Here is a 20,266-nt window from a genome sequence, read left to right on the forward strand (position 1 = left end):
GCCTCCACCCTACGCAGGCGCGGGCGTCTTCGGCTCGTCCGGTCGGAGGTGCCTCGCGCCCTCGAACGCGACGCTCAGTGCGGCCACGAATCCGCTGGTCCGCGCCAATGGCACAGCGTCCACGGCGGAGGTGCCATACCAGTACGCCGACAGCGAACAAGCGTTAACAAGCCAAGCGTCTGCTTCGCCCAGCGCGTACGCGTATGGAAGCGCGCGAGAGGCGAGCAGTTCGTCGTCTGGCGCTTCCATCGTGCGCAGTTGCGCACTCAGGCCGAGAAGGCGGTCTCGGAGGTCTAGTCCTGCCTTCGTTCGCTCCGGCAGGAGCCGAGCGGCTGCCGTCACCGCGATGCCGGCAGCGAGAAGCACCAACCCGAGTTGTGCGTAACCGACAGTGAAGGCCAGCAGGACGGTGAGGAAGACGCCGTACCCACATAGCCGCGGGCCGATCTTCGACAGCCGCTCCGGAGCACGCCAACCGCGACGGACAGTATCGGCGGTTAGCTCGCGTACACCCGCTTCGCGGATCTCTGCGAGCGTCGCGGCTTCGCCGGGTACAGCGGCGTCGTAGGCCGCGCGCTCGAAGGCGGTCAGGTGTTCGTCGGGTGGGTTACGGCGCACGAGCACCCAGTTGCGCGGGCCGTCTTCGCTGACCCATAGATAGTTACGGACGCATAGGTCGAGCACTGTCGCGGCTAGATCGATAGAGCTGACGCGTCCGGTGAGAAGCAGTCCTACGTGTCCAGGGAGCACGCCGTCCGGTGAAGAGAAGCGGCCGTTGTCCAGGAGCGGTACGGGAGTGGCGCGGCCGGGCCGTCGGTCTTCTCGGCGGCGTACGAACACAATGACCGCGCCTGCGAGGGCCAGCACCGCGAAGGCCAGCCAGGCCCACCACACTGGCGCGCTTGCCGCGAAGGGGCCGCTGGGGACGAGACGCTCAGTCGCGGCGACAGTGCCGCCGGGGAGTTCGGCGGTCAACTGTACGCGCGAGCCGGGTTGGAGGTTCGGCACGGAAACGCGGGTCAGGCCGGAGTGGTCGATCTGCGCGGCTCCGCAGCGGGTCGCCGAGCCGGGCGGACCGGCGAGGCAGCTGAGCGCGTCGGGGACGGCGGGTGCGGCGAAGGTCGCGCGGACCAGTTCGAGGCGGGTGTCCCAGCCACCGGCGACATCCCAGGTCACGTGCTCGACGCCGAGGCTGGTGCCGACCGCACCGTCCACTGTGTACCGGAGGACCGACGTTCCGCCGCGCAGGTAGAAGGTCACCTGGTCATTGCCGGATTCGGCGTTGCCCGCGCCTTCGATGCTGATGTCGCGGATGCCGAGCACCCGGGCGTTGGCGCGCAACGGGATGGTGCGGGTCATCGAGGTGTCGTGCGGTACCGAAACCGCTTCGGTGACGGACAAGCTGCCGTCGCGCTGGACTTTCAACGCCACCTCGACGCTCTGCGGCAGTCCCGGCAGCGACGGCTGGTCCTGCGCTGCAGCGGGCGTCGCACACAGGAACGGAATGGCCAGCAGGGCGGCGAGTTTCATTGCGCGGACACCACCGCGCGGCGTTCGGCCATGGCTTGGATCGCGTCGATCTCCGCCGCCAGCGGGGATTCGACCCGCGCGGCCGGGGTCCCCAGCGCACGGCCCCGGCGGGTTTGCGGCGGGACCAACGGAGCGGCGGCGAAGGTGGCTAGCCCGGTGATCAGGAGTGCGACGCCGATCAACGCCTCGCCGACGGTGAGCGCCAGGACGACGGTCGCCACGACTCCCGCGGCGGCCAGGACGAGCCCGGCTCGGCGAACGTGGGGTTCTCTCGCGGACAGCCAGCCTTGGCGGCGCGCTTCGGCGTCGAGCAGGGCTCGCAGTTCCGTCTGATCCGGCCGTGCGGCAGCGAGCGGCCCTGGCGGGAAAGCGGCTTTGACGGCTTGCTCGAACGGTGTGAGCGGGTCGGCTTCGTAATGGATGACCTGCCCGTCGGCGATGTGCAGATGACCGCGGGAGACGAGGTCGAGGACGGTGCCGGTGAGGTCGACTTCCCCGCGCGCGACATACGCGAGGTACGCGGGCGGCACTCCCGGAGCGGGTGGCCCGCTGCGCCGTCGCCACAGGCTCGCGCCGAAGAGGAGGTAAAGCATGAGGGCCAGACCGCTGAGGACGGTCGGGAAGCCAGGCGCGAAGGCGGCCAGCGGTCCAGCCGGGACAAACCGGGCGTTCTCTGGCAGCGGCCCGGTTTGGACGGCCAGGTCCATCCGATCCCCTGGCCGCAACCCGTTCTGTTCGGCGTGCGCTCCCCCGGTCCGCAGTTCGGAGAAAGTGCACTGCCGGGACGATCCGGGCTGACCGGCGTAACAGTCCGCTGTGGACACTCCGGGGCCGGTGAAGGTGGCGGTGACGCGGTCGAGCCGATGGTCCCAGCCACCGGTGAGCTGGACCCGCACCTGTCCGCCAGCGGCGACCGCACCGTCAACTGTGTACGTCACGGTCGCTGGCCCGGTGACCGTGATCGTCGTTCCGTCGGCGGAAGCGGCACCGGAGAGACGCAGGTCAGTGATCGCGTAAAGCCGGTCCTCGTCGTCGGTGACCGGTACGCGTTCGGCAATGCGGTGGACGGCGGGGGCGTCGGTGACGATGCGCTCGATGACCGTGAGCTGACCGTCCTGGGCAGTAGTGACGGTGACGTCGTCGGCGAGCATGACCTCAGCTCGGCGGGGTGAAGGGGTTGTCGGACTTCGGCGGTGCCGGAGGCGGAACGGGCGGCGGTGCGTAGGCAGGCGGCGGGTACGCGGGCGGGCCGTACTGCATCGGCGCGATCCGGGCGTGGTCGCGGTTGCGGCGTTCGGCCAGCACCGCGGTGAGGAAGACCCACGGCGGCATCCCGTGCGGCAGCGGCACCCCGATCGCCGCCGAAACCTGCTGCGCCAGGCCGAAGCCGAGCGACGCGGCCGCTTCCGGACGCAGTTCGTGGTAGCGGCCGAGGTACTGGCGGGCGGCCATGGCGAGGTCGTTGGAGAGTCCGCTGAGGTCGAAGTGCGCGGCCCACGCCTCCAGACCGGGCGGCACGACGAGAATCGCCTGCGCGGACTGCGGCACGCGTTCGCGGATCACCAGGGTGCCCGCGAGGTAGTCGCCGACGCGGCGGCCGTTCGACGACGTCAGCGACACGATGACGGCCACCGCGCCGAGGAAGCCGAGCGCCCAGAAGTCGACGAAGAACCCGGCGAGCGCGCGGGTCAGCGCGTGCCGGAAGCTGATCGGGCCGCCGTCGAGGCGCACCACGCGCAGGCCGAGCGCGAGTTTCCCGAGCGAACGGCCGCGGCTGAGCGTTTCGAACAGCACCGGGTAGCCGATCACCACCAGCACGAACATGGTCAGCATCAGCGCGACGGTGAGCGCCGAGTCGAACGACCCCGCGGTCAGCGTCAGCGCGACGAACACGAGCAGCAGCAACGCGGCCTGGACGAGGACGTCGAGCAGCATCGCGACCGCGCGGCTGGCGAGCTTCGCCACCCGCAGGTCGAGGACGACGGCCTCACCGGTGACGAGATCGGACTCTTCCTGCACGAGGCCAGCGTAGAGCGCCGCCGGTGCCTCTATCCTGACGGTCGAGGAGGTGGCCGGTGGACGTCGACGTGTTCGTCGCGGCGCACAGCGCCGAATGGAGCAGGCTCGGCGAGCTCGCCGGACGGCGCAAGCTGACCGGCCAGGAGGCGGACGAGCTGGTCACGCTGTATCAGCGCACGGCGACGCATCTGTCGATGCTCCGCTCGACCGCACCCGACCCGGCACTGTTGGCGAGGCTGTCGGCACTGGTCGCGCGCGGCCGTTCGGCGGTCGCCGGCTCGCACAACCCGGCGTGGCGCGAGGTCGGGCTCTTCTTCACCCACCGCTTCCCGGCCGCGGTGTACCTGAGCCGGCGCTGGTGGATCCCCGCAGCGCTGCTGTCGGTCGCGGTGATGGCAGTGGTCGGCGTGTGGATCGCGGGCGACCCGCAGGTGCGCGCGTCGCTGGTGTCGCCGGACGAGCTGAAGGCGATGACCGCGCCCGGCGGCCAATACGAGACGTACTACTCGAACGGCCCAGCGGCGTCGTTCGCGGCGAAGGTGTGGACGAACAACGCCTGGGTGGCGGCGACGTGCCTGTTCCTGGGCGTCGCGCTCGGCTTGCCGGTGATCGGCGCGCTGTGGCTGAACTCGCTGAACGCCGGGATGGCGATCGGCCTGATGTCCTCCGCTGGCCGCGGCGATGTGCTGCTGGGCCTGCTGCTGCCGCACGGCCTGCTGGAACTGACGGCGGTGTTCATCGCGGCGGGGACCGGACTGAAACTCGGCTGGACCGTCGTGGATCCAGGCCGCCGGTCGCGGAGTGCGGCGCTGGCCGAACAAGGCCGTTCGGTAGTGGTGATCGCGCTGGGACTGGCGTGCGTGCTCCTGGTGTCGGGCGTGATCGAGGCGTTCGTGACGCCGTCCGGCTGGCCGACGTGGCTGCGGATCGGCATCGGGGCGGCGGTGGAGCTGCTGTTCCTGACGTACGTGTTCACGCTGGGACGCCGAGCCGCCCGAGACGGCGAGACCGGCGACGTCGACCGCCGGGCCGCCGGGGACGCGCTTCCCGAGGCTGGCTAGAGGCGGCCTTCGGCTTTCAGGGCCAGGTAGCGGTCGGCGAGCGCGGGTGGGAGTTCCTCCGGCACCGCGTCCACCACCCCGACCCCGTGCCGGGTCAGCCACGCCACCGAAGACTCCCGATCCGCCAGCGCCCGTTCCGCCGCGGCAGCGTCGTAAACCGCCTCCGCGGAACCCCGCGCGCCCGCCATCTCCGCCACCCTCGGGTCCGCCACCGAAGCCACCAGCACCTCGTGCCGAGCCGTCAGCGACCCCAGCACTGGGAAAAGGCCCTCCTGCAACGGGGCCGGTTCCAGACCGGTCAGCAGTACCACCAAAGCCCGCCGCCGCGTTCGGCGCAGGACTTCCGCCACCATTCCCCGCGCGTCGGTCTCCACCAGCGACGGTTCAATCGTGGCTAGAGCGTTCACCAAAGACGGCGTTGAAGCGTTCGGCACCGAAGCCTGCACACGCCGGTCGTAAGCGACCAGATCGACCCGGTCGCCCGCCCGGGAAGCCAGCGCGGCCAGCAAGAGCGCCGCGTCCATCGCCGCGTCCAGCCGCGGTGCGTCGCCGACCCGCCCCGCCGACACCCGGCCAGTGTCCAGGACCAAAACCACCTGCCGGTCGCGTTCCGGACGCCACGTCCGCACCATCACGTCCGCCGCGCGGGCCGTCGCGCGCCAGTCGATCGACCGGACGTCATCGCCGATGACGTACTCGCGCAGGGAGTCGAATTCCGTTCCCTGGCCCCGAATCAGCACGGCGTTGCGGCCGTCTAGCTGCTGCAGCCGAGCCAGCCGAGAAGGCAGATGCTTGCGGCTGTGGAACGGCGGCAGCACCCGAACCTTCCACAGCACCTCATGCGAGCCCTGCCGCGCGGCCAATCCCAGCGGGCCGACCGCACGCACGGTCACCCGGGCCGCGATCCGGTCGCCGCGGCGGGTCGGGAGCAGCGCGGTCGTCAAGGCACGACGCTCGCCGGAAGGAACCACCAACGCGTGCCGGTCGTCGGCACCGGCGCTCGGCGGCCAGGCGTCCCGCAGCGAGCCGCGGACGGTGCGGCCGCCGGGGTTCGTCACGGTCAGCGTGACCTCGGCGGGCTCCCCCAGCCGGACGGAAGTGGTGCCACTGCGCGAAAACCGCAGCGCCCGCACACTCCCGGCCAGCACGAGATCCACGACGACCAGCACCAGCAGCACCGCGACCACGACCGCGACGCCGGTGCCGGACGGGAACAGCAGCCCGACCACCAGCGCCCCCAGCAGCGCCAGCAGTCCGAGCCGCCCGGTGACTGCCATTTAGCGCGGCACCGGCACGGAGGCCAGCACCCGGTCGAGGACGCCGTCCGAGGTGACGCCTTCGAGTTCGGCTTCGGGCCGCACGTCGAGACGGTGCCGGAGCGCGGGACGGGCGAGCGCCTTGACGTCGTCCGGCGTCGCGTAATCCCGGCCCGACAGCCACGCCCACGCGCGCGTGACGGCGAGCAAAGCCGTTGCCCCACGCGGAGAAACGCCGATCCGCACCGCCGGGAGTTCCCGGGTCGCGCGGCAGAGGTCGACGACGTAGCCGATCACTTCCGGGCCGAGGGTCACCTTCGCGACCGCCTCCCGCGCGGCGGCGAGTTCCGCGGCGCCAGCGACCGGGCGGACCCCCGCGGCGGCGAGGTCGCGCGGGTCGAAACCCTGTGCGTGCCGCCAAAGAATGCCGATTTCGTCCCCGCGCGAAGGAGCCGGCATGGTCAGCTTCAGCAGGAACCGGTCCAGCTGCGCCTCCGGCAACGGGTACGTGCCCTCGTATTCGACCGGGTTCTGCGTCGCGATCACCAGGAACGGATCCGGCAACGGCCGCGAGACGCCGTCGATCGACACCTGCCGTTCCTCCATCGCCTCCAGCAGCGACGACTGCGTCTTCGGCGGCGTCCGGTTGATTTCGTCGGCCAGCAGCAGATTCGTGAACACCGGGCCCTCGCGGAAGGAGAACTCGCCGCTGTGCGCGTCGTACACAATGGACCCGGTGACGTCGCCCGGCATCAGGTCCGGGGTGAACTGCACGCGCGTCGTCTTGAGGTCCAGCGACGCCGCCAACGCCCGCACCAGCAACGTTTTCGCGACGCCCGGAACACCTTCCAGCAGCACATGCCCCCGGCAGAGCAACGCGAGGATGAGCCCGGTGACCGCCGCGTCGTTGCCGACCACGGCCTTCCCGACCTCGGCGCGCAAGGCGATCAGGGCCGCCCGCGCGTCCTGCATCTGTTCGGTACTCAAGAACGCTCCACCTCTCGTTCCACCGCGTCCAGTTCGTCCGCCAGCCGCACCAGCGCCGCCTCGTCGGACGGCGACGGGCCGTACAGCACCGCCCCGACCTCGTTCGGCGCCCGGCCGGTCCGCGCGCTCACCGTCTCCACCACCGCGGGCGGGCCGGCGTCGCGCGGCAATCCCAATCTCTTCCGCAGCCGCGTCCGGGCCGCCTCGCGCAAGGTTTCCGCCGCGTGCCCGCTCGCGCCGCCCCGCCGGTACAGCCGGGCGCGGCCCTCCGCCGTTTCCGCCGACCGCACCACCACCGGCAGCGGTTCGCGCACCACCGGCCCGAGCCGCCGCGCGCGCCACAACGCGAAAAGCGCGATCGCGATACCCGCGGTCAGTGCGCCGTAGCGCCAGCCGGGCGGGATGAGGTCGACGAACGGCTTCTTCTCGCCATCCAGCGCTGGGTCCTCTGTGGACGGTACATACCAGACCAGCTGCCGGTGATCGCCCAGCAGCAGCATGCCGAACGCCGCGTTGCCTTCCCTGGCGATCTGGTCATTGGTGAACGCTTCCGCCGAGCCGAGCACGGTCACCGTGCCGGTACGGTCGGCCAGTTGCACAAAGGTCGCTTCGCCGTCGTCGCGGTAACAGGCTCGCGCCGTCGTGTCGTCCGTGCGGTAATGCCGTCCGCCAAGCATGACCGAACCCGCGCTGACCGCCGCACCGACCGTGCAACCCGGTTGCAGCGTACGGACCTCTCCCTCACCCACCGGCGAAACAGTCGGCGCGGCCATGCCCAGCGCAGTCGCTCCGGGCGCGACGAGAACCAGGTGCGAGACCCGGCGGCGCAGCTCGGCCACCCCGTTCGACGGCACCAGCTGCGGGTTGGTGATCAGCAAGGTTCCGCTGTCGGCGGCCTCGCGTGCCTCGGCGAGCGAATGCGCGGCGCGGATCTGCACGCCTTGCTTCTCCAGCAAATGCGCGAGCGCGTGGCTGCCGCGCGGCTCGTACGAACCGGGGTCGAATTCCCCGCTGGTCTGCTTGCCGCGGCTGAGCACGATGGCCAGCGCGACGAGGACGATCAGCACGAGGATCGCCAGCGGAACCCGGGCGCCACGCCAGATCCGGCGCAGATCCGGTGAAACGGCTGTGCTCATGCGTCCGCCAAAACGGGCCGCGCGCGCCGGACCCGTTCGTCCAATTCGGACAGTGTGCGGTAACCGGCTTCGGTACCCGGCCGTCCGCCGTAGTGCACGTCGTCGAACTGCCGTGCGGCAGCCGTCAGCTCAACCGCCAGATCCGGCAGGAACCTCCCGGCTTCGGCGACGGCTTCGTCCGCGGTCCGGCCGGAGCGGACGTCGAGCAGCGCGCGTTCTTCCATCCCCCGCACGAGCGCACGGAACCGTTCTCGCACCGCGTCGGCGAAATCACCGCGCGCGGCGGCGTCCTCGGCGGCCTTCCGGTACTCGTCCGCGGTCCGCCGCCGTCCGCTGAACACCTCGCCGGACGTTTTCGCCGACCGGCCGACCTTGCCCACCCGCAGCCGCACGACCACGATCAGCACGATCACCAGCGCCAGGACGAGCAGCAGGCCGAAGGGGCCGCCGGGCACCCCGGACAACGCGTCGAACAGTTCGGAAATCCGCTGCCCGAGCCACTGCGAGGCCCGCTCGAGAAAGCCCGGCTGCGCGGCCGCGTAACGCGGGTCGGTCAGTTCCTCGACCGCCCGCAGCCGGGCGGGGTCCCGGTCGATGTCGACCGGGACGTCGCCGAGAAAACCGATCACCACGCCTGCCGCGGCGGTTGCGGCGGCTGGATGCCCGCCGCCCTGGCCAGTTCGATGTCCATGCCCTCGCGGCGCATCCGCTGGTCGATGTAGAGCACCACGGTGACCAGCGCGGTGAACGGCATGACGATCGTCTCCGCGATCACCTTGCCCACCGACTGCAGCACCAGCCCGCCGGTCGTCAGCTTCGGCACGCCCCCCTGCGGGTCGAACAAGCTGCTGAACGCGCCCGAGCCGAGGTTGAACGGAATGCCGATGATCGCCGAGATCAGCCAGCCGATCACGGCCGCCAGCAGCAGCACCCCGAACACCCGCCAGAACATGCCCGACACGAGCTGGCGCGACCGGGAGAACGCCTGTCCGATGGTGCCGCGTTCCAGCACCAGCGCGGGGCCGGCGAGCGACCAGAACACGTACGGCAGCACAGCGGGCAGCAGGCAGAACGCCGCGGCGACGATCGTGGCCAGCGTGTACAGCACGGTCACCGCCAGCAGCGGCAGCAGGCGCGGCGCGGCCTCGCGCATCGCCGAACCGAAGTCGACCGGACGGCCGAGCACCGCCTTGCCCATCACCACGGTGAGAAACCCGGTGAGGAAAGTCTGCGCCAGCATGGAGATCACCAGCACCGGAAGCAGCGCGGTGAGCGCGGAGCCGAGCAGGCTGTAGGCCGCGTCGAGCTGCTGCTGCGGGGTGGCGGCCGGGCCGAGCTGGGTGACCCGGTTGAAATCGGGCACCAGCCACAGCGACGCGGCGAGGTTCAGCCCCGCCGAGACCACCGCGACGATCGCGGCCACCCCGAGGATCAGCAGCGGATACCGGCGGATCGCGGTGATCGCGCCGTCGAGGATGTCGCCGAGGTTCAACGGGCGCAGCGCGATCACGCCCGGTTTGCCCAGTCCGTTCGGGCTCCAGCCTTGGCCGGGGCCGCCGGGGTACTGCGGGAGCGGTTGCTGGCCGGGAGATTGCCACTGGCCGCCCGCGGGAGGCGGGGGCGGGGTCCCTCCGGGCGGCGGGAAAACGCCGGAGTGCTGGGTTTCCCCGGCGGGCGGGGTCGCGCCCGGCTGCGGCGGAGTGGTTCCGGCGGGGGTTTCGCCGCTGGAGTGCGGCGTCGAACCAGCCGGGTTCGCACTGTCCGAAGGCGAAGCCGAACCAGCCGGGTTTTCGCCAGCGGACGGCGCACTTCCGGCGTTCGCGCCGGACGGCGAGGACGAAGTGTCCGTTTCGCCGGTCCGCGGCGGGGTGGCTGGTGGAGTGGCTGGCGGGGTGGCGGCGGACGCGCCCGGATCGGGACTGGCGAAGCCCCGGCTCGGCGTAGGCGTGTCGTCCCCCGGCCCGGGCGCACCGGGTGAGTTTGTCATCGGAGCCCCTCGTCTGCACGGCCCTGCGGTTGCTGCCGTCACTCTTCCAGAGCCGTCCGAACCCGGCCAGACCTGGGGGGACGTCCGGACGGGAAGCCAGTCCGGCGAAGTGCTGCGGCGGAGCGGGCATCCCCCGATATGCTGAACGGCAAGCCGGGGAACGCCCGGCCCGCGCCGAGACCCACCGGGACTGCCCTGATGACGCAACCGCCCTACGGCCAGGTGCCGCCACGCGGGACCGTTCAACCGCCGCCGGTGCCGGGCCAAGGACCGGTGCCGCCGGGCCAGTACCCGGGCCAGGCGCAAGGTCCCTACCAGGCTCAGCCGGGGCAGGGGCCCTACCAGGGACAACAGCCGCCGTATCAGGGTCCGCCGCCGCAGGGTCCGCAGTGGCAGCAGCCGCCGTCCTATCCGGTGCCTCCGCGCAAGCCGACCGGGCTGATCGTCGGGCTGTGCCTCGGCGCGGTCGCGGTGCTGGCGCTGGGCGTCGTGGCGATCGTTTCGCTGAACCGCGGGTCGGGTTCCGGCAACACCGGCTACCAGGCCGCGCCGCCCTCGCCGACCTCCAGCTACGAGCTGCCGCCCACCAGCGGCTCGTCCACCGCGTCGAGCGCCCCGACCAGCTCGTCGGAGAGTCCGAGCACCTCTACCAGCGCGGGCCCGCACAAGATCCTCCAGCTGGCCGACCACCCGATCCTGCAGGATCGCAACGCCGGCCTGCAGAACCTGGTCTGCAACCTGCCGCCGTGGACGAGCACGCAGGACGGCGCGGAAGCGTTCTTCACCGCCGCGAGCAAATGCCTCGACGCGGCCTGGGGACCGTTCCTCGAGTCCTACAACCTGCCGTTCACGCCGCCCGCGCTGCACTTCCCCACCGGGCCGAGCTTCGACACCGAATGCGGCACCATCCAGGTCGGCATCGCGACCGCGGCGTACTACTGCGAGAACAACCTGTACGTCCCGTTCAAGGGCCTGCAGACCGACCAGTACGGCAACAACCCCGGCGTCTACCTGGCGTTGTTCGCCCACGAGTACGGCCACCACGTGCAGGAAGTCGCTGGGATCATGGACGCCGCGTGGCAGAAGATCTACGCGGCCGGGCAGAACAGCCCCGAGGGCCTCGAAATGTCCCGTCGCAAAGAACTGCAGGCGCAGTGCTTCTCCGGGATGTTCCTGGGCGCGCACGTCGACCGCGGCGGCACGATCACCCGCGACATGTACAACAAGGCCTGGAACGACCAGGAAACCCGAGGCGACAACACTTCCCGCAGCCACGACCACGGCACCAACGCGCATTACGCGCAGTGGTGGCGCGCCGGGGCGAAGGACAACCGGATTGCCGACTGCAACACCTTCGCCGCGTCCTCGTCGGACGTCAGCTGACCCGCTCCGGCACTGCGTCCGGAGTGGTCAGCTGAGCAGGGCCAGCTTGCCCGGACCGCGGATCACCAGGTAGGCGTACATCCCGCCGCAGAAGCAGGCGAACACCAGCAGCGCCAGCGCGATCGGCGCGCGCAGGTCCTGTGCCCCCACCGCGGTGTCCGGCATGCTGACCGAGACGACGCCGTCGGCCGGGGCGTCGTCCGGGACCAGCACTTGGAGGTGCTCGTTCTTGCCGTGCCCGCAGCCGTCGAGGGTGCCCTGGCGCGGTTTGCCGCCGAGCTGGAACGAGACCGATTCGGCCGCCCCGGGGACGGAACAGTCGACGGCCTTGGTGATCTGGGCGTCCACGGGCGCGCCGGGGGACTTCGGGTGGATGCCGAGCAGCCCCGGGCCGGCGAGCCACGTCAAGACCACGACGAGCACCCCGACCGCGACCGGGATGCCCACCTGCAGCCCGCGCTTGACGGGGCTCTTATGCGGGGGGTCGGAAACCTGCACGACGCCATGCTTCCAGATGCCGGGGGCAAAACCCAGTGAGGTGCCCGCGCACGGGGGACCCCGGCGCGGCGCGCGGCCGCGACCTCACGCGCCGTTCACCTCTGGCCCCCGGCTCACAGCAGGAAACGCCCGTGAGGGGAACCCTGAGGGAATCAGATTCCCCCAGGGTTCCCCTCACGACCCGGAAACTCAGCGTTCGATCTTGTCCACCTGGGTGACTTTCTTGACATACAGCAGCCGGTCCCCCGGCTCCAGTGCGTCCGCCTGCGGGGCGTCCACCCGGTAGAGAATGCCGTCGCGCACCACTCCGAGCACCGTGTCCGCCAGATGCCGCGGCGATCCGCCTTCCTCGCTCGGTTCGATGCTGCGCTCGGCGATCGCCAAGCCGGACTCCGGCGTCAGCAAGTCCTCGACCATGTCCACCACGAGCGGGCTGGACGTCGCCATCCCGAGCAGCCGTCCCGCGGTCTCGCTCGACACCACGACCTGGTTCGCCCCGGACTGCTTGAGCAGGTGGACGTTCTCGGCCTCGCGCACCGACGCCACGATGTGCGCCTTCGGGGCCAGCTCGCGCGCGGTGAGGGTGACCAGCACTGCGGTGTCGTCGCGGTTCGGCGCGACCACTACGGCTCGCGCGTGCTGCACGCCCGCGACGCGCAGGACGTCCGACCTGGTCGCCGACCCGTGCACGGTGACCAGGCCGAGAGCGCTCGCCGCGTCCAGCGCCTGCTGGTCGGTGTCGACGACCACGATGCGGTTGGCCTGCACCTCCTCGTCGCCGAGCAGCGCGTTGACCGCCGAACGGCCCTTCGTGCCGAAACCGACGACGACGGTGTGGTCACGCACCTTCGTCCTCCACTTCTGGATTTTGAACGCCTGCCGGGAGCGCTCGGTGAGCACTTCCAGGGTGGTCCCGACGAGGACGATGAGGAAGAGCACCCGCAGCGGCGTGATCACGATGACGTTCACCAGCCGCGCGGACGCGGTGGCCGGGGCGATGTCGCCGTAGCCGGTGGTCGAAAGGGAAACTGTCGCGTAGTAGAGCGAGTCGAGGAACGAGAGGCCGTCGCCGTTCGCGTCGCGGTAGCCGTCCCGGTCGAGGTAGACGATCAGCACCGTGGCCAGCAGAGCCAGCAATGCGCCGATGATCCGCTTGACGATCGACCGCATCGGGCTGACCGTCAGCTCCGGCATCCGGATCACGCCGACGAGCTCGTGGTCGGGCCGGTCGTTCAACCGGACGTTGAGGGGCAGCCGTTTCAAGGCCTTCATGCACCGGCTCCCCGCGGGCGTTCGGCGTCACTCACAGCGGGGAGGATAACCCAATCGGAGCACCCGCACACCCGTCGCGAGGATCCTGCTGTGGCAGGCTTGCCGCATGTCGCAGCCTCGCGCGTCGCAACGTCCGGCGCATCTTCTCGCAGCTCTCCTGGCCGGGGCGGGCGTCCTGCACTTCGCTCGGCCGAAGCAGTTCGACGCGCTGGTCCCGAAGGAGTTGCCCGGTGACCGGCGCACTTGGACGTACGCCTCGGGCGTCGCCGAGCTGTCGGTGGCCGCCGGGATCGCGCTGCCGCGCACGCGCCGGCTGGGCGGGCTGGCGGCGGCACTGCTCTTTGTCGGCGTGTTTCCCGGGAATGTGAAAATGGCGTTGGATTATCAGCGCCGCGGCCGTCCGGCTCGGGATCGCGCGGTGGCCTGGCTGCGGTTGCCGCTGCAGTGGCCGTTGGTGAGCTGGGCGTTGACGGTGCGCGATCGGGCCTAGCTTCACTCTTGCGGAACGTTGCGCAGCAAGGCGCGCAGGCCTTCCGCGTCCAGGAGGTCGGCCGGGCGCAGCGTGTGTCCATGTCGGACATAGTGGAAGGCCGCACGTACCCGTTCCACTGGGACTTTCTTGAGCGCGGCCCACGCCAATCGGTACGCGCCGAGCTGAATCGCCAAGGCTGGCAAGCGTTCCTCGGACGGAACGGAGCCGGTTTTCCAGTCCACAACGGTCCAGCCGCCGTCGGGATCCGCGTACACGGCGTCCATCCGGCCGCGCAGAGTGATGCCTTCGACGTCCGCGGAGAACGGCACCTCCACCGCCACCGGCACCCGGTCCGCCCATTCGCTGTTCTCGAACGCTTCTTGCAGGGCCTCGAAATCGGTGTCCGGGGCCTCGCCGACGTCCGCCGCACCGGGAAGGTCGTCGATCTCCAGCAGCCGGTCACCGGAAAAGCGTTGCTCCAGCCAGCTGTGGAACGCGGTGCCTCGACGAGCGAAGGTGTTAGGCGGCAATGGAAGCGGGCGACGCAGACGTTGCGCCAGAGCATCCGCGTCGGACGCCAGGTCGACCAGCTGGCTCACGCTCAGCTGCGCCGGTAGCGCGACACGATCCACAGTGGACTGTGAGCGGGCGCGTTCGGCGAGAAGGACGTCGGTGTCGGCGGCCCAGCCGTCCGGGTCTTCCGGATCGATGACGTCCTCGTCGTCCTCGAAGTACTCGTCGTCCGGCAGGTAGTCGTCTTCGTCTTCGGGTTCTGGCGGCAGCGGGATTTCGTCGTCGTCAGCCGCCGGGAGCGGCTCAGTTTCCGGCTCCGGCTCGGGCTCTTCCTTGAGCGCGGCCATTTCCGCGAGCAGCAGCTCCACGCCGGTGGCCACGCCGGACCGCCGGTCGCCCAGGGGGTCCACCGGCCACTGCCCTGTCCGCGAGTCCGCGACCAGCGGGTTTTCGTCGTCCTCGGCTGGTTCGCCCGCCCAGGCGTCCACTACGCCCAGCGGCGGATCGGCCTCGTGCATCACCTCGGCGATCTCGGACAGAAAGATAGACGGGCCTTTAGCGCGCGTACTGCTTTCGTTCCACCAATGCCCGGAAACGAGCAGCGCGCGCTCGGAGCGGGTCAGCGCGACGTAACACAGCCGTCGCTCCTCGTCGGCTTCACGCGCGACGAATCCTTCCTCGTGCAGTTCCAGCGCTTCCTGCACTTCTTTGCGGTCATAGCCTTCCGCGATCCGCAGCTTCGGGAGATCCGCCGCGTCACCACGCAAATGCGCGGGCAACGCGGTGGAAGTACGCAGCCACGAGGACGAACGGCGCTTGCCCGGGAACACTTCGGCGACCAAGTGCGGGACAGCCACCACTTCCCACTCCAGCCCCTTGGCGGAGTGCACGGTGAGCACCTGCACCCGATCCGGAACCACCTGCACCTCGCCCGGCGTGAGGCCGTCTTCCGCGTGCGCCGCGGTGTTCAGGTAGTCCACAAAGGACAAGAGAGTCGCGGTCGGCGCGGTCTCCGCGTAATCCGTGACGACTTCGGCGAACGCGTCCAAATGCGCGCGGCCCGCCGATCCAGGCCGGGCCAACGATTCGACGTCCAGCAGCATCGTCCGTTCGACGTCCGCCACCAATTCCGGCAACGACTGGTCCAGCCGGCGCCGCAACGCGGTCAATTCCGCGCCCAGTCGGCGAATTCGCCGGTACCCCTCGGCGGAATAACGCTCGGGCGCGCCGGGGTCGTCGACAGCGTCCATCAGCCCGGCCTGTTCCGCGCGTTCGGCGACCAGTTCTGGTTCCTCGCCCTCCTTCGCGCGCGGCTCCGGCGAGGTGAGCTCGTTGGCTCGCCGCCACAACGCCGCGACGTCCGCCGCCGCGATCCGCCAGCGCGCACCGGTCAGCAATCGGGCGGCCGCGCTGCCGGCCAGCGGATCGGCGAGCACCCGCAGTGTGGACACGAGGTCGGCGACCTCCGGTTCGTCCAGCAGCCCGCCGAGACCCACGACTTCCACCGGCAGCCCGCGCATCCGCATTTCCGCCGCGATCGGAGCCATGTCCGCGCGTCGACGCACCAGCACCGCCGCGGTCGGCGGCTTTCCGGATTCCTCTTTCTGCGCATGCCAACGCTGTGCCATCGCGTCGGCGACCCACTCGCGTTCCGCGCGCACGTCCGGCAGCAACGCGACCGCGATGTCCGCCGGACCGGCCCCGTCCCGCGCCCGCAGCCGTTCAACACCGAGTCCGCGCTGCCGCAGCGGTTCCGAGATCGCGTTGGCCAGTTCCAGGATTTCCGGCGGGTTGCGGAAACTGGTGAGCAGCCCGAATTCGTGCGCGGTTTCGAGCCGTTCCGCACCACGCCGGGGAAAGTCCGTGGTGAATCGGGGAAGGTTCGCCGCGCTCGCGCCGCGCCAACCGTAGATCGCCTGCGCCGGGTCACCGACCGCAGTCACCGGCATCGGTGGATGCTCCACGCCACCGAACAACGACCGCAGCAACACTCGTTGCGCGTGCCCGGTGTCCTGGTACTCGTCCAGCAGCACGGCGCCGTAACGTTCGCGCTCCCCCGCGACCACTGCCGGATACCCGTCCGCGAGCTGCGCGGCGAGGGACATCTGGTCCGCGAAGTCGAGCGCACCTTCCGCCCGTTTACGCCGGTGGTAATCCTCGACCAATGGCAGCAAGGCGAGCCGGAACCGTTGAGCCGCCAGCACTTCCTGTAGTTTCACCGGCAGCGACGCACGCTGCCCTTTAGCGCGCGGAGCGTTTTCGATGACCTCGCACAACCACTCGGTGTACTGCGCGAGCTTCTCTGTCGAAATCAGATGCTCGCCAAGCTCACCGGCGAGCGCGAGCAGCTGCGCGGTGACCGTCGGCGGCACCCGGTCGGTGTCCAGGTCATTGTCCCAAGTGGACACTACCCGATGTGCCAGCTGCCATGAGGAAGTCTCCGACAGCAACCGTACGCCAGGCTGTACCGGAAGCCGCAAACCGTGCTCCGACAACAAACGCCCGGCATACGCGTGATAAGTCAGCACCGTCGGCTCGCCCGCGACCACAGTGGCCCGCAACGCACCCGACGGATCAATCCGCTCCAGCAGTCCCGAACCGGCGAGCCGTCGCAACCGAGCCCGCACTCGCTCCCCGAGCTGACGCGCGGCTTTCCGGGTGAAGGTCAGGCCGAGCACCCGCTCCGGACTCACGATTCCGTTGGCCACCAGCCAGACCACGCGCGCGGCCATGGTTTCGGTCTTGCCCGCGCCCGCACCCGCGACGACCAGCGAAGGTTCGACCGGCGACGCGATCACGGTCGCTTGCTCGGGTGTCGGACGGTGCAACCCCAGGGCATCGGCGATTTCCGCGGGTCCGACGGGGTTGGCGATAACCACCGGGCTCACGGTCCGGTCACCTGACGCCCTTCCGGACGCAGCGGGCAGCACCCGCGCGCCGGGCACCGGTCGCAGTCAGCGTTCTCGTGCGCTTGGTAGTCCGGACCGACCGCGGCAGCAGCGGCCGACCGCACGAGTTCCAGCCATTCGCGCCCGCTGTTCTCGTCCATCGGCGGCTGGTCCCGTTGCGTGGCACCTGTTTTGTTGTTCCCCTTCGCGACATACACGAGCTTCGCGCCGCCGGGCGTGTTCTTGCCTTCGACCGCGCCCAGCAGCACCGCCAGCTGGTACGCCGCGAGCTGCGGATGCTTCTCCGCGTCCGCACCGGACACCGGGACCTTGCCGGTCTTGATGTCCACGATCACCGGGCGGCCGTCCTTGTCCATCTCGACCCGGTCGACGCGCCCGCGCAGCAGCACGCGCACCTCTTCGTCGCCCATCGGCAACTCGACCTCGATGTCCTGCTCGACCCCGGCCTCGATCAGCTCTTGCCGCGACTTTTCCAGCCATGAAACGAAGTTGCGCAGCATTTGCTCCACCCGGGACCGCTCACGCCGGGAAAACCACGGCGCACCCGCGTCCACGCGCACCCACGCTTCGTCCAGCGCGGCCTGGATCTGCTCCTCGGTGCTGCCCCCGGCGATCGCCTGCGCCAGGCCGTGCACCAGAGTTCCGGTGACCGCGGCCAGCTGCGCCGGATCGCTGCCGCCATGCCGTTCGATCAGCCAGCGCAGCGGGCACTTCACCAGAATTTCCACAGTGGACGGCGAGATCCGCATCAGGTCGCCGGGCCCGTGCACCGGATCCTCGGTGGACGCTTCCATCAACCCGTACCAGGTGTCTGGATGCGCCCCCGGAACCCCCGCCGCGGCCAGCCGGGCGAGCTGCTTCGCCGCCCGCTTCCGGCGTTCCGGCTCCGCCTTGTCGTCGCACACGACCTCACGCAGCTCGCCGACCAATTCCGCCAGCACGAGCGACCGGCCCGGCGGCTTCATCCGCGAATCGAGCATGCCGTCGTCGGCACCATTTTCCTCGAGGTCGTCGAGGAAGCGGGACGGCTGCTCGTCTTCTCCAGCCACCGCGGTCACCAGCAGCGTCCGTCGCGCCCGGCTGGCCGCCAGGTAGAACAGCCGCCTCTCTTCCGCGAGGATCGGCGCGATGGCGGACACCTTGTCGTGTTCGTCCACTCCGGACAGCAAGTCGACGAGCCGCTCGACCCCCAGCAACGAACCACGCAGCCGCATGTCCGGCCACGCGCCCTCCTGCACCCCGGCGACCGCGACGACTGTCCACTCGCGACCCGCCGACGCGTGCGCGGTAAGCAGCGAAACCCCTTCACCCGGAATCGCGGCCGGAGCGAGCGTGTCCCCCGCGATGTTCTGCGACGAAAGGTAATCCGCAAACGCCGCGACACTCGCCTTGGGCAACCGGTCGGCATACCGGCCCGCCGAGTCGAACAACGCCACCACAGCGTCCAGGTCCCGATCGGCCTGCGCACCGAGCGAGCCACCGCGATCCACCAAGCGCAGCAACCGTTCCTGCAGCCCGCTCGCCTGCCACAGCTCCCACAACACCTGCTCGACGCCTTCGCCGCGAGTCACCGCCTGGTGCGTGATTCTCAGCAGTTCGCTGACGCGACGGACCGGCAACGACTCGTTGTCCGCGAGACCGACGAGAATGTCGCCGCCGCGCAACGCTTCCACCAGCAGTTCGTCACTCGACCGCTGCCCGCCGCCAGCCAGTTCGAGCCGACGAAGACCGCGCCGCAACCGCCGCAACGCCAAGGGGTCGGCCCCGCCGAGCGACGAGGACAGCAGCATTTCCGCGATGTCGACGTCCAGCAAGTCCGGCTCCGCCGCGATCCGCAGCACCGCCAGCAACGGCCGTACCGCGGAATGTTTCGCCAGCGGCAATTCCTCAGTGGCCGACCCGATCGGCACTCCCGCCGCCCGCAAAGCACGCTGCAGCACCAGGAAAGTCCGCGCCGGAGACCGCACCAGCACCGCCATCTCCGACCACGGAACGCCGTCGACAAGATGGGCGCGACGCAACTGGTCCGCGATCCAGCTGGCCTCCGCCGCCGGTGTCGGCATCAGCCGCACCCGTACTTTGCCGCCGCGTTTCCCTTGCGGGGTAACCAGCTTCCGATGCGGAGACGCACCCGGCAAGGTCGCGCCGAGCTTCGCGACCGCCGCCCGGACCGTCGGCGCGAGCCGATGCGAGGTGGTCAGCATGACCGTCCGGTCGCCGTCGTTGTCGGAATCGGCGAACAGCTTCGGGTCCGCGCCGCGGAAGGAAAACACCGACTGGTCCGGATCGCCGGCCACCACGAATTCCTCGGCGGTGTGCCCGATCGTGCGGATCAGCTGCACCTGCAACGGATCCAGGTGGTGCGCGTCGTCCACGAACAAGTGCCGGACCCGGCCTCGCTCGCGTTCGCGCAGCTCCTCGTCGTCCTCCAGTGCGAGCAGCGCCGACGTCACCAGCTCGGCGGCGTCGAGCGCGGGCGCGGCGGGCAGGCCGAGCGCGTTGCCGCCGGCACCCTGCAGCTGGGTGACTTCCTCGTACTGCGCCCAGAACTGGCCCGCGGCGACCCATTCCTCGCGATCCTGGCGATGCCCGAGCTCGGTCAGGTCTTCCGGCCCGAGCCCGCGCTCGGCCGCCCGCATCAGCAGGTCGCGCAATTCCTCGGCGAACCCGGGCACGGTCAGCGCCGGACGCAGCTGCTCCGGCCACCCGGTCGCGCCTTCCTCCAGGTCGCCCTCGAGCAGCTCGCGCACGACGACGTCCTGCTCGGCCCCGGCCAGCAACCGCGGCGGCGGCAGTTCCTCGGCGCGAGCTTCCAGGCGCAGCAACGAAAACGCGTACGAATGCACTGTGCGCACCAGCGGTTCGCTCACCGTGCGCGGCAGCGGGGACTCCTGATCCGGGTCCGACGTGAGCCTCCGGGTGAGGTCGGCCCGCAACGCGTCCGCCGCCCGGCGGGACGTCGTGAGCAGCAGCACGCTCTCCGGATCCGCCCCCTCCGAGATCCGGCGCGCGGCGGCGGTGGCGAGCAACGCCGTCTTGCCCGTGCCTGGCCCGCCGAGCACCCGGCGGAACCCGGCGGGAGCCGACAGCAGCCTGCGGGCGTCCTCGTCCCAGGCGAACGTGGGTGCGGCGGGGACCGGCGGGCGCACCAGCCGCGCCTGCCCGTTCCCTGCTCTCCGCACGTGCACATCAGCGATGGAACCATGCCCGCTCACCCGGGTGGCGCACCGGCACACCCCTCGG

15 protein-coding genes are annotated in these 20,266 nt (G+C 70.5%); 3 read left to right on the plus strand and 12 right to left on the minus strand.

Going from position 1 to position 20,266, the window contains the following annotated elements:
- Positions 1 to 9: 9 nt before the first annotated feature.
- Genes ACZ63D_RS39440 through ACZ63D_RS39450 form a run of 3 tightly spaced genes read right to left on the minus strand, consistent with a single transcriptional unit; the run spans position 10 to position 3,549 of the window.
- Positions 10 to 1,530 (minus strand): DUF2207 family protein, encoded by a 1,521-nt coding sequence (locus tag ACZ63D_RS39440; RefSeq protein ID WP_465359431.1) that lies wholly within the window; start codon positions 1,528 to 1,530, stop codon positions 10 to 12.
- Positions 1,527 to 2,681 (minus strand): DUF2207 domain-containing protein, encoded by a 1,155-nt coding sequence (locus ACZ63D_RS39445; RefSeq protein WP_465359432.1) that lies wholly within the window; start codon positions 2,679 to 2,681, stop codon positions 1,527 to 1,529. Before ACZ63D_RS39445 ends, ACZ63D_RS39440 begins: the two co-directional genes overlap by 4 nt.
- Before the next feature lie 4 nt (positions 2,682 to 2,685).
- On the minus strand, positions 2,686 to 3,549 hold the full coding sequence (locus ACZ63D_RS39450) for an RDD family protein (RefSeq protein WP_465359433.1): 864 nt from the start codon (positions 3,547 to 3,549) through the stop codon (positions 2,686 to 2,688).
- A gap of 56 nt (positions 3,550 to 3,605) precedes the next feature.
- On the opposite strand from ACZ63D_RS39450, the gene ACZ63D_RS39455 reads away from it, so the two are divergent.
- Positions 3,606 to 4,610, plus strand: a complete 1,005-nt coding sequence (locus ACZ63D_RS39455) for a stage II sporulation protein M (protein ID WP_465359434.1) — start codon at positions 3,606 to 3,608, stop codon at positions 4,608 to 4,610.
- On the opposite strand, the gene ACZ63D_RS39460 is transcribed toward ACZ63D_RS39455, so the two are convergent.
- From ACZ63D_RS39460 to ACZ63D_RS39480, 5 genes are read right to left on the minus strand one after another with little or no spacing between them, the layout of a single operon-like run.
- The gene (locus ACZ63D_RS39460; RefSeq protein WP_465359435.1) at positions 4,607 to 5,887 is read right to left on the minus strand and encodes a DUF58 domain-containing protein; all 1,281 of its coding nucleotides are present in this window, start codon (positions 5,885 to 5,887) and stop codon (positions 4,607 to 4,609) included. The two genes, ACZ63D_RS39455 and ACZ63D_RS39460, sit on opposite strands and share 4 nt — an antisense overlap.
- Complete coding sequence (locus tag ACZ63D_RS39465) at positions 5,888 to 6,838, minus strand: AAA family ATPase (RefSeq protein ID WP_465359502.1); 951 nt, start codon at positions 6,836 to 6,838, stop codon at positions 5,888 to 5,890. It abuts the gene before it with no gap.
- Between the two features lie 11 nt (positions 6,839 to 6,849).
- Entirely contained in the window at positions 6,850 to 7,989 is a 1,140-nt protein-coding gene (locus tag ACZ63D_RS39470) for a DUF4350 domain-containing protein (protein ID WP_465359436.1), read from the minus strand.
- The gene (locus ACZ63D_RS39475) at positions 7,986 to 8,621 is read right to left on the minus strand and encodes a DUF4129 domain-containing protein (protein ID WP_465359437.1); all 636 of its coding nucleotides are present in this window, start codon (positions 8,619 to 8,621) and stop codon (positions 7,986 to 7,988) included. The genes ACZ63D_RS39470 and ACZ63D_RS39475 overlap by 4 nt, the downstream gene beginning before the upstream one ends.
- A complete protein-coding gene (locus tag ACZ63D_RS39480; protein WP_465359438.1) occupies positions 8,615 to 9,976 on the minus strand; it encodes a hypothetical protein in 1,362 nt (453 codons plus the stop codon). The genes ACZ63D_RS39475 and ACZ63D_RS39480 overlap by 7 nt, the downstream gene beginning before the upstream one ends.
- A gap of 198 nt (positions 9,977 to 10,174) precedes the next feature.
- Here ACZ63D_RS39480 and ACZ63D_RS39485 point away from each other — a divergent pair, with 198 nt between their 5' ends.
- Positions 10,175 to 11,359 carry a neutral zinc metallopeptidase gene (locus tag ACZ63D_RS39485; RefSeq protein ID WP_465359439.1) on the plus strand — a complete coding sequence of 395 codons (1,185 nt, stop codon included), beginning with the start codon at positions 10,175 to 10,177 and terminating at the stop codon, positions 11,357 to 11,359.
- A gap of 27 nt (positions 11,360 to 11,386) precedes the next feature.
- Here the strand turns inward: ACZ63D_RS39485 and ACZ63D_RS39490 are convergent, their stop codons facing one another.
- The gene (locus ACZ63D_RS39490) at positions 11,387 to 11,857 is read right to left on the minus strand and encodes a hypothetical protein (protein WP_465359440.1); all 471 of its coding nucleotides are present in this window, start codon (positions 11,855 to 11,857) and stop codon (positions 11,387 to 11,389) included.
- 189 nt (positions 11,858 to 12,046) lie between these two features.
- Positions 12,047 to 13,129, minus strand: a complete 1,083-nt coding sequence (locus ACZ63D_RS39495) for a potassium channel family protein (protein WP_465359441.1) — start codon at positions 13,127 to 13,129, stop codon at positions 12,047 to 12,049.
- A gap of 106 nt (positions 13,130 to 13,235) precedes the next feature.
- Here ACZ63D_RS39495 and ACZ63D_RS39500 point away from each other — a divergent pair, with 106 nt between their 5' ends.
- Positions 13,236 to 13,619: a DoxX family protein gene (locus ACZ63D_RS39500; RefSeq protein WP_465359442.1), complete on the plus strand. Its 384-nt coding sequence runs from the start codon at positions 13,236 to 13,238 to the stop codon at positions 13,617 to 13,619.
- A gap of 2 nt (positions 13,620 to 13,621) precedes the next feature.
- Here ACZ63D_RS39500 and ACZ63D_RS39505 read toward each other — a convergent pair whose 3' ends face one another.
- Positions 13,622 to 17,002: an ATP-dependent helicase gene (locus ACZ63D_RS39505; RefSeq protein WP_465359443.1), complete on the minus strand. Its 3,381-nt coding sequence runs from the start codon at positions 17,000 to 17,002 to the stop codon at positions 13,622 to 13,624.
- A complete protein-coding gene (locus ACZ63D_RS39510) occupies positions 16,999 to 20,172 on the minus strand; it encodes an ATP-dependent helicase (RefSeq protein ID WP_465359503.1) in 3,174 nt (1,057 codons plus the stop codon). The genes ACZ63D_RS39505 and ACZ63D_RS39510 overlap by 4 nt, the downstream gene beginning before the upstream one ends.
- Positions 20,173 to 20,266: the final 94 nt, after the last annotated feature.

Source organism: Amycolatopsis sp. NPDC104775 (assembly GCF_055583325.1).